This window comes from Prosthecobacter sp., assembly GCF_044373815.1.
Lineage (GTDB): Bacteria > Verrucomicrobiota > Verrucomicrobiia > Verrucomicrobiales > Verrucomicrobiaceae > Prosthecobacter.
The window spans coordinates 1-7,616 of record NZ_JBIPNG010000324.1 but is presented as its reverse complement, the minus strand read 5'-3'; the positions used below and the strand labels follow the sequence as shown (position 1 = coordinate 7,616).

Sequence of the window (7,616 nt, the reverse complement as noted above, 5' to 3'; positions counted from 1 at the left end):
CAAAGGCGATTGCCATCCTTCCACCTCCTGCCCGACTCAGTCAAAGCCGTGGCCAATCAGAAGTATCAGACGTGCAACAATCCAAATCCCCAGCGCCAGGAGCAGGTAGGTCATGCCTTTGCGCACGTTGTGAAGCTTGGCCTCCAGGACAATGCATTTGGAATGGACCTGCCCCAGCACTGAGCGTTTGACCCCATCGTTCGACTGTCGGCAGAACAAATCTGCATATTCGTCCCCCGGAATATTGGCGATCTGGCCTGAGAAATAAAGGTTGGGATGCCGGTTCGCATCAGGGGCTTTTCTCACGGCCCGAGGAAAAGCTGCGGAGATGCCACGCCCGAAAGCAAAACTCATGAAGAGTATGAAAAGTGCGTACAACGCCAGCACGGCATACTCAAACCATTGCATGCCCGCCCAGCCTTGCAGGCGCAGTCCCGGCCCCATGTTCACAATCATGGCCATCAAGACGGCGGAGGTGCTCAGAGTGAGCTGGGCTTTCAAATCCGCCCGGTTGATCTGCTGCTCAACGTCCTGATAAAGCATGTAAATCAGGCGCGTGACATCGACCTGTGTATCCTGCACGAGCGTGGTTACGGTGCCGAGGAGATTGGCTGCTGAGGTGGAAGTTGCGGCGGGCTGCATGAGAGATTACCGGCTTCCATAGGCACCAGCTCACCGGAGGCAAGATGGAGGCCTTAAACTGTCAAAATCGTCACGTATCCCTTACCGCCCAGCCATGGATCTGTCCGGCATATGGAAAGCATTCTCAATAATGTGGACGCGCGGCAGCTCGCCCTCAATGAGGATGACCTCGGCGATGTCGAAGCGGAACTTGATGCGTGGATTTCCCAGCAGGCGCAGCCAGTCCATGGCTCCGCGCTGAATGAGGCGCTGCTTGTCAGGCCCCACCGCATCGGCGGGGCGGCCAAAGGCGGTGCTGGTGCGGGACTTCACCTCGATGAAGGTGAGCACATCCCGATGCCGGGCGATAATGTCCACCTCCCCTCGGTTTCCACCCCGGTAGTTGCGATAAAGCACCTTGCGGCCGTGGGTGGTGAGCCAGCGTGCGGCGATGATTTCGCCCATCTCTCCGATTTCCCCGCTGCCCATTTTTCGTCCGGCCAGACGACGCTGAAACGCGGCCAGAGGACGTGCGCGCAACCAGAGCGCCGCTGCCCGCACACGGGCATCTCCCGAGACCCGCCGCCGCAGCCAGCGCCACAGACTTTGAGGCCGGGAGATGAGCCGCTTCATGCCAGATCGAGTTCGAGCTGTGCCACGGGTCTGAAACTGCGCCGATGATGCGGACAGGGTCCGTGCTGCTTCAATGCCGCCAGATGGGCAGGCGTGGGGTAGCCTTTGTGAATTTCAAAGCCGTACTCCGGATGCTGCCGCGCCATGGCCACCATGAGGCGATCCCGCGTGACCTTGGCGATGATGCTGGCCGCCGCGATGGAGTAGCTGAGGCTGTCTCCTTTGACCAAGGCGACCTGATGCAGGGGGAAACGCTTCACCGGCTTGCCGTCGATGAGGGCCGCATCCGGCACTGGCAGCAAACCCAGGGCGGCACGGCGCATGCCTTCCCAGGTGGCCTGAAGGATGTTGATGCGGTCGATTTCATCAGGCTCGATGCTCACGCAGTGCCAGCGGATGCGTGCATCACTGGTGATCTCCTCGTACAACCGCTCGCGCTTCACTTCGCTGAGCTGCTTGGAATCATTGAGCACGGCATGCGAGAAATCTTCCGGCAGCACGACCGCCGCCACACACACGGGACCGGCGAGAGGGCCACGACCGGCTTCATCAATCCCGGCCACGATGCGAAAACCCGCAGCGCGCAGGGTGTTCTCGTGGTCGATCGTTGGCATGGTAAAAAGAATGGAGCGAAACAGCGACTATTTCACCTCGATGGGGAGGGTCACTTGTGCAGGGGCTCCGCTTTCAGGTGCCTGCCAGCGCAGCACTTCGGTGCCCGGCTTGGCGGGATCTTTGGACAGCTTGTAAATACGGATTTCCAGCGCGGCTTTTCCGCCTTCCGGCCTTGGCACCGGCTTCATGTGCAGGGTGATTTCGTTGTGCCCGTTGACGAGACCGCCGATGAGAATCTGCTGATCCAGCCCATCCCGCACGGGATCGTAATTGATGCCGTTCATGCTCATGGTCGTTTCATAGCCGAAGCTCTGCAGCTTGCTGCCCGCCTTGTAATCCGGAACACGGCACAAAGGCGGCGGCGCAGGCATGCTGCCGGGCGGCGTGTATTCGGGGGTGTCGAGAAACTCGGGGCGCTTGCCTGCTTTCAGTTCCTTGACCACGTCCGGCGCACTGTCCATACGGGAGATGCGGTTGCTGTCATATTTCCATACCCCGTTCTCTCGGCCAAACTTCAGTTTCAGCAGGTTTTCACGGACGAGTTCCTTGTCCTGCCCCATGTCGATCCTGCCAAAGTAAACGAGATGCGCGGTGTCGCCCACCGCCTGTGCCTCAAGCAGACGCAGGCCGGCCAGGGCCGGAGGCTGCACATCGGAGGCAAACACGGCATCCGGGAACGTTTTGCGCTCACTGACCACCATGTTGCGAATCACCGTCTGACGGTAGAGGGTGATGCTTGATGCCCAGGCCCTGGCATCTTTGCTCTGCATGGCATCGCGCCATTTATAATACACCTTTTCCAGCGCAGCCTGCAGTCCGGCCTCGTCCTCCTGAGCAAAGGCATGAGGGCAGAGTTGAAACAGGCTTAATCCAAGGAGCAAATAGAGGAAATGGCGCATGGCGGTTGCGGTGGGGACTACGAAGAAGAGCTCGTTTCACGCAAAAACAACCGGTCTCCATCATTTTATAATTAGCATCCCGGGAAATTTGCTGTGATAGTTTTAATCCAGAGTAAAACCATTTGCTGATTTGGCGATTCTGGTAAACGTCAACGTCTTTACCCCCAAAACATGGAGTCCCACAGTGAAGGTCAGCCCCGCACCCCCCCGATTGATCGCAATCGGGAGTTGCTGAAGACCGCCCGAGAAGAAATCTACAAGACTGTCGGCGGTGTGAACCTCTCGGCTTATATTTGGGAGCCCGAGATGGACAAGGCTCCCTCGTACCCCAAATCCGTGGCAGCTTTCTTTTTCAGCAGCGGCTGGGATAATGGCCAGGTGGCGCAGTTTGCCCCGCATTGCGTTTACTTTGCCTCGCGTGGCATGACGACGATCTGTTTTGATTATCGCGTCGCCACTCGTCACGGCACCGGTCCGGTCGAGGCCATGGCCGATGCGCGCTCCGCCATTCGCTGGATTCGCATGAACGCCGTCGAACTGGGCATCAACCCCGGCAAGATCGTCGGTGTGGGTGGTTCTGGTGGTGGGCATGCCATCGCCTCCTCAGCCATCCTCAGTGGGTTCGATGATCCTTCAGACGCTCTGGACTGCAGCCCGGCACCCAATGCCATCGTGCTGTTCAATCCAGTGATGGACACCTATTCCAAACACGCCTTCGGGCGCGACCGCTGGCCGGACCAAGCGACCAGCAAAGCCGCAGACCTCATCCGCGCCATACGCCCCGGCCTTCCCCCCATGCTCATCATGCATGGCACGGGTGATCGCGTGGTCCCCTTTGACGGCTCCTATGAATTTGCGCGCAAATCAAGCAAGAAGAAGAACCTCTGCCGCCTGATCGAATTCGAAGGCCAGGGTCACGGCTTCTTCAATTTCAATCTCTCCTTTGAGATGTACGAAGCCACGCTCATGGCGATGGACGAGCTCTTTGTGGAACTCGGCTTCCTCGAACCCGACCCCGAAGCGGGCCTGGGCAAGGTGGAATAGACCGCCTACCGCCTGTGGCGGGAATGACGAGCCGAGCGAAGCGAGACAGACGAACGAAGTGAGCCCGGAGGGTTAGTAAAACTAATCAAATCAGAAATCCAAATGACGAATTTCCGCTCACACGCCGTTTCGTCATCTGAACACTCGTGCATTCTTTCGTCATTTTGAGTTTGCCACTCGTTACCCTTTCCAACCCAACGCATCGAACAACCATGCTCCGCTCTCTCCTTCTCGCAGCAGTCGTCTCCACAGCCCATGCCGCCGACTGGCCGCAGGACCACAGCGATCTCAAAGCCGATCCTAAAGCGCAGTACGGCACGCTCGAAAACGGTGTGCGCTATGTCATCCTGCCACATGATGAGCCGCCTGGCCGCGCCAGCATCCGCCTCTATATGGATGTGGGTTCGCTCATGGAGCAGGACGACCAGCAGGGCATGGCGCACTATCTTGAGCACATGGCCTTCAATGGCTCGCGGCATTTCAAAGGCGGCGAGATGGTAGAGTACTTCCAACGCCTGGGCATGGGCTTCGGTGCTGACACCAATGCGCACACCTCCTTCAAGGAAACGGTGTACATGCTCGAACTGCCCAAGGTGGAGCCAAAGTTCATCACCGAAGGCCTTCAGCTTTTCCGTGATGATCTGGACGGCATGCTGCTGAACGAAGCCGAGATCGACAAGGAACGCGGCATCATTCTGAGCGAGAAGCTCAGCCGGGACTCCATCGAGTACCGCACGATGATGGCGGGCTACAAGTTTGCCATGCCGGAGTCCATTCTGCCCGATCGCATGCCCATCGGTACGGAAGAGATGATCAAGACGATGAAGCGCCCGCGCTTCGCAGACTTCTACGAAAAGTATTACACGCCCAAGCGTGCCGTCATTGTGGCCGTGGGGGATTTCAAAGACACTGACGCCGTCAAAGCGGAGATCGTGAAGCAGTTTGCCGATGCCAAACCCAAGCACGGCGAAGCTGAAGAACCCAATCTTGGCAAGGTGACTTCCGGTTATGGCATCATCGCCAAGCTGCACACAGAGATGCAGGCCGAGGCGCTCACCCTTTCCGTCGAAATTCCCCGCCCTGCCAAAAACAAGCCGGACAATGCGGACACACGCCGGGAAAAAACGATCCGTGATCTCGCTGACATGATGATCAATCAGCGCCTGTCCAAGCTCTCGAAGGCTGAAGGCGCGCCGTTCATGGGTGCTGAAAGCTACAGCTATGAGTACCTCGAATTCGTCAGTGTGAACGGCATTCAGGCCCAGTGTGATCCCAAGAACTGGAAGGCCACGCTCACGCTGCTGGAAACGGAACTGCGCCGCGCCATCGAGCACGGATTCACGGAAGCCGAATTTGAAGAAGCGAAGGCCACCATTCTCAAGGGTGCCAAGCTGCGCGCCGATCAGGCCGACAGCCGCAAATCACGCGATCTCGCCAGCGGTCTGGTGAGCATTCTTGCCAGCAAGAAGGTCTTCACCCATCCGGCGGATGACCTTGCCCGCATTTCCACGGTGCTGGCCGGCTTGAAGGAAGAGGACAGCCACGCGGCGCTCGTGGCTGACTGGAAGGGTGACGATGTGCAGATCTTCCTCGGCGGCAATTTGAAGCTCGAAGGTGATGCCTCGAAGCAGATCATCGAAACCTTCAAGGCCAGCCGTGCCAAGCCGGTTGCTGCACCGGTGAAGGAAGAGACCGCCGCCTTTGCCTACACTGAGTTTGGCCCTGCGGGCAAGGTCGCCAGCCGCTCCGAAGCGAAGGATCTCGAAATCAGCCAGGCGGTGTTTGAAAACAACGTGCGCTTCAACTTCAAGCACACCGAGTTTGAAAAAGGCACCATCCGCGTGCTGATCAATTTTGGCGGTGGCAAGCTCAGCACCCCTGCTGACAAGCCAGGCATCATCCCCTTTGCCCAGAGCACCTTCCAGCTGGGTGGTCTGGAAAAACATGGCGTGGATGACATCCGCCGCATCTTCGCCAGCCGCACCGTGGGCAGTGATTTCGCCATTGGCGATGAGGCTTTCCTGCTCAGCGGCCGCACCACGCCGGCGGATCTTGAGGCCCAGCTGCAATTGCTAACCGCCTATCTCGTGGCACCGGGGTATCGCGAAGAAGCGGCACGCCAGTTTGAGAAGAACCTCGACCCGCTCTACACCCAGCTGCAGCACACTGCGGAGGGTGTGATGAACAATGACGTCGTCTCCTTCATGCACTCAGGTGACGCACGCTGGGGTTTCCCAAAAATTGAAGAACTGCGCAAGCGCACGCTGGCTGAACTGAAAGCCTGGCTCACTCCGGCACTCACGCAGGATTATCTGGAAGTCACCGTGCTGGGAGACGTCGATGTTGAAACGGCACTCAATGCCGTGGCCAAGACACTCGGTGCACTGCCGAAGCGCGCGGAGAAGAAGCCTGCGTATGAAAAGGAACGCGCAGTGGCCTTCCCCTCCCCCTCCGCCAGCAAGAGCTTCCCCTTTGACACCGAGATCCCGAAGGCCATCGCCACGGTTTACTGGCCCACGACGGACATGCTCCAGATCAAGCGCACCCGCCGCCTGACGGTGCTCGGCTCCATTCTGGACGACCGCCTGCGCATCAAGGTGCGTGAAGAGCTGGGAGACACCTACAGCCCCGCCTGCTACCACGTGGCCAACGACACCTTCACAGGTTACGGCTACATGACGACGATGATCGAGTGCAAGCCGGAGCTGGCAGTCTCTCTCACCAAGCTGGTGACGGAAATCGCCGACAAGCTCTCAGGCGGTCCGATCACCGATGATGAATTTGACCGCGCCATCAAACCGATGCTGGCCCAGCTGGAGCAGATGCGCCGCGACAACCGCTACTGGTCCATGAACGTGCTGCGCTGTGCGCAGGAACATCCAGAGCGCCTCGACTGGGCACGCAGCTTCGTCAGTGATTTTGCCGGCATCACGAAGGAGGAGCTCGAAGCCCTCGCGAAGGAATATCTCGGAGCCAAGCGTGCGGTGTCTGCTGACATTATTCCGCTGGAGAAGAAGAAGTAACCCAGGGCCCCAAGGCGACGGGGTCTCCCGACCCCGTCTCCGGTCGAGCAATGCAGTACCTAGTTCGCTTCGCGGCTTCGCAGCAGCCGGTCTGGTAGCGCTATCCAGAACCGGCTGAAGCCGGGACAACAATACTCAGAGATCAGACCAATCTGTTCTTCAGCGCACTCACTTCCGCGTTCACGTCTCCAGCCAGCAGAAACGCGGAAACAACCACCACGCGCCGCGCGCCGGCGGCGATGATTTCATCCAGCCTCCCGGCATTCACGCCGCCGATGCAGAAGATCGGCAGTGTGACGCGGCGATGGACTTCGGTGATGTCATTTAAACCGATGGGCACGTAGTCCGGCTTGGTGCCCGTGGCATAGAGCGGACCAAAGCCAATGTAGTCCGCGCCTTCCGCCTGAGCGGCGACGGCTTGGGCTAGGCTGTGGGTCGATTTGCCGACAAAGCATGCCGGGCCGACAATGGCGCGCGCCTTCGCCACGGCATCGTCATCCTGCCCTACGTGCACGCCTTCACTGCCGATGGCAGCGGCGATTTCGAGATGGTCATTGATCACAAGCGGCACGCCATGGGAGCGGGTGATCGGCAGCATGAGCCGGGCGAGGCGTTCGATTTCCTGCGGTGCCAGTTTCTTGGCGCGCAGCTGCAGCACATCCACGCCGCCGAGGCAGAGCTGATCAGTCATGTGTTCGACGTTTTCCGCCGTGACATAACCGAGGTCAACGATGCCGTAGAGCCGTGCGTCTTGAATGCGTTTCATGAGTGCGCTTTGCAT

At 58.9% G+C, this 7,616-nt stretch carries 7 protein-coding genes; 2 read left to right on the top strand and 5 right to left on the bottom strand.

Going from position 1 to position 7,616, the window contains the following annotated elements; genetic code table 11:
- Positions 1–36 precede the first annotated feature (36 nt).
- The 4 genes from ACIREA_RS21925 to ACIREA_RS21910 all read right to left on the bottom strand — a co-directional run bounded on the left by ACIREA_RS21925 (position 37) and on the right by ACIREA_RS21910 (position 2,768).
- Positions 37–642 carry a hypothetical protein gene (locus ACIREA_RS21925; protein ID WP_397384494.1) on the bottom strand — a complete coding sequence of 202 codons (606 nt, stop codon included), beginning with the start codon at positions 640–642 and terminating at the stop codon, positions 37–39.
- Positions 643–723: 81 nt separating this feature from the next.
- Complete coding sequence (locus ACIREA_RS21920; RefSeq protein WP_397384493.1) at positions 724–1,254, bottom strand: YraN family protein; 531 nt, start codon at positions 1,252–1,254, stop codon at positions 724–726.
- A complete protein-coding gene (locus ACIREA_RS21915) occupies positions 1,251–1,868 on the bottom strand; it encodes a ribonuclease HII (protein ID WP_397384492.1) in 618 nt (205 codons plus the stop codon). Before ACIREA_RS21915 ends, ACIREA_RS21920 begins: the two co-directional genes overlap by 4 nt.
- A gap of 27 nt (positions 1,869–1,895) precedes the next feature.
- A complete protein-coding gene (locus tag ACIREA_RS21910; RefSeq protein WP_397384491.1) occupies positions 1,896–2,768 on the bottom strand; it encodes a hypothetical protein in 873 nt (290 codons plus the stop codon).
- A 171-nt stretch (positions 2,769–2,939) separates the two neighbouring features.
- On the opposite strand from ACIREA_RS21910, the gene ACIREA_RS21905 reads away from it, so the two are divergent.
- Together ACIREA_RS21905 and ACIREA_RS21900 are read left to right on the top strand one after the other, a co-directional pair.
- The gene (locus tag ACIREA_RS21905) at positions 2,940–3,812 is read left to right on the top strand and encodes an alpha/beta hydrolase (protein ID WP_397384490.1); all 873 of its coding nucleotides are present in this window, start codon (positions 2,940–2,942) and stop codon (positions 3,810–3,812) included.
- A 212-nt stretch (positions 3,813–4,024) separates the two neighbouring features.
- The gene (locus ACIREA_RS21900) at positions 4,025–6,835 is read left to right on the top strand and encodes a M16 family metallopeptidase (RefSeq protein WP_397384489.1); all 2,811 of its coding nucleotides are present in this window, start codon (positions 4,025–4,027) and stop codon (positions 6,833–6,835) included.
- A gap of 142 nt (positions 6,836–6,977) precedes the next feature.
- On the opposite strand, the gene thiE is transcribed toward ACIREA_RS21900, so the two are convergent.
- On the bottom strand, positions 6,978–7,616 hold a 639-nt coding region (gene thiE / locus ACIREA_RS21895; RefSeq protein WP_397384488.1), incomplete at its 5' end, for a thiamine phosphate synthase.

What these genes read in the sequence shown, in the direction of transcription:
- ACIREA_RS21925 (WP_397384494.1), bottom strand. Translation starts at nt 642, where the DNA reads ATGCAGCCCGCCGCAACTTCCACCTCAGCAGCCAATCTCCTCGGCACC.
- ACIREA_RS21920 (WP_397384493.1), bottom strand. Translation starts at nt 1,254, where the DNA reads ATGAAGCGGCTCATCTCCCGGCCTCAAAGTCTGTGGCGCTGGCTGCGG.
- ACIREA_RS21915 (WP_397384492.1), bottom strand. Translation starts at nt 1,868, where the DNA reads ATGCCAACGATCGACCACGAGAACACCCTGCGCGCTGCGGGTTTTCGC.
- ACIREA_RS21910 (WP_397384491.1), bottom strand. Translation starts at nt 2,768, where the DNA reads ATGCGCCATTTCCTCTATTTGCTCCTTGGATTAAGCCTGTTTCAACTC.
- ACIREA_RS21905 (WP_397384490.1), top strand. Translation starts at nt 2,940, where the DNA reads ATGGAGTCCCACAGTGAAGGTCAGCCCCGCACCCCCCCGATTGATCGC.
- ACIREA_RS21900 (WP_397384489.1), top strand. Translation starts at nt 4,025, where the DNA reads ATGCTCCGCTCTCTCCTTCTCGCAGCAGTCGTCTCCACAGCCCATGCC.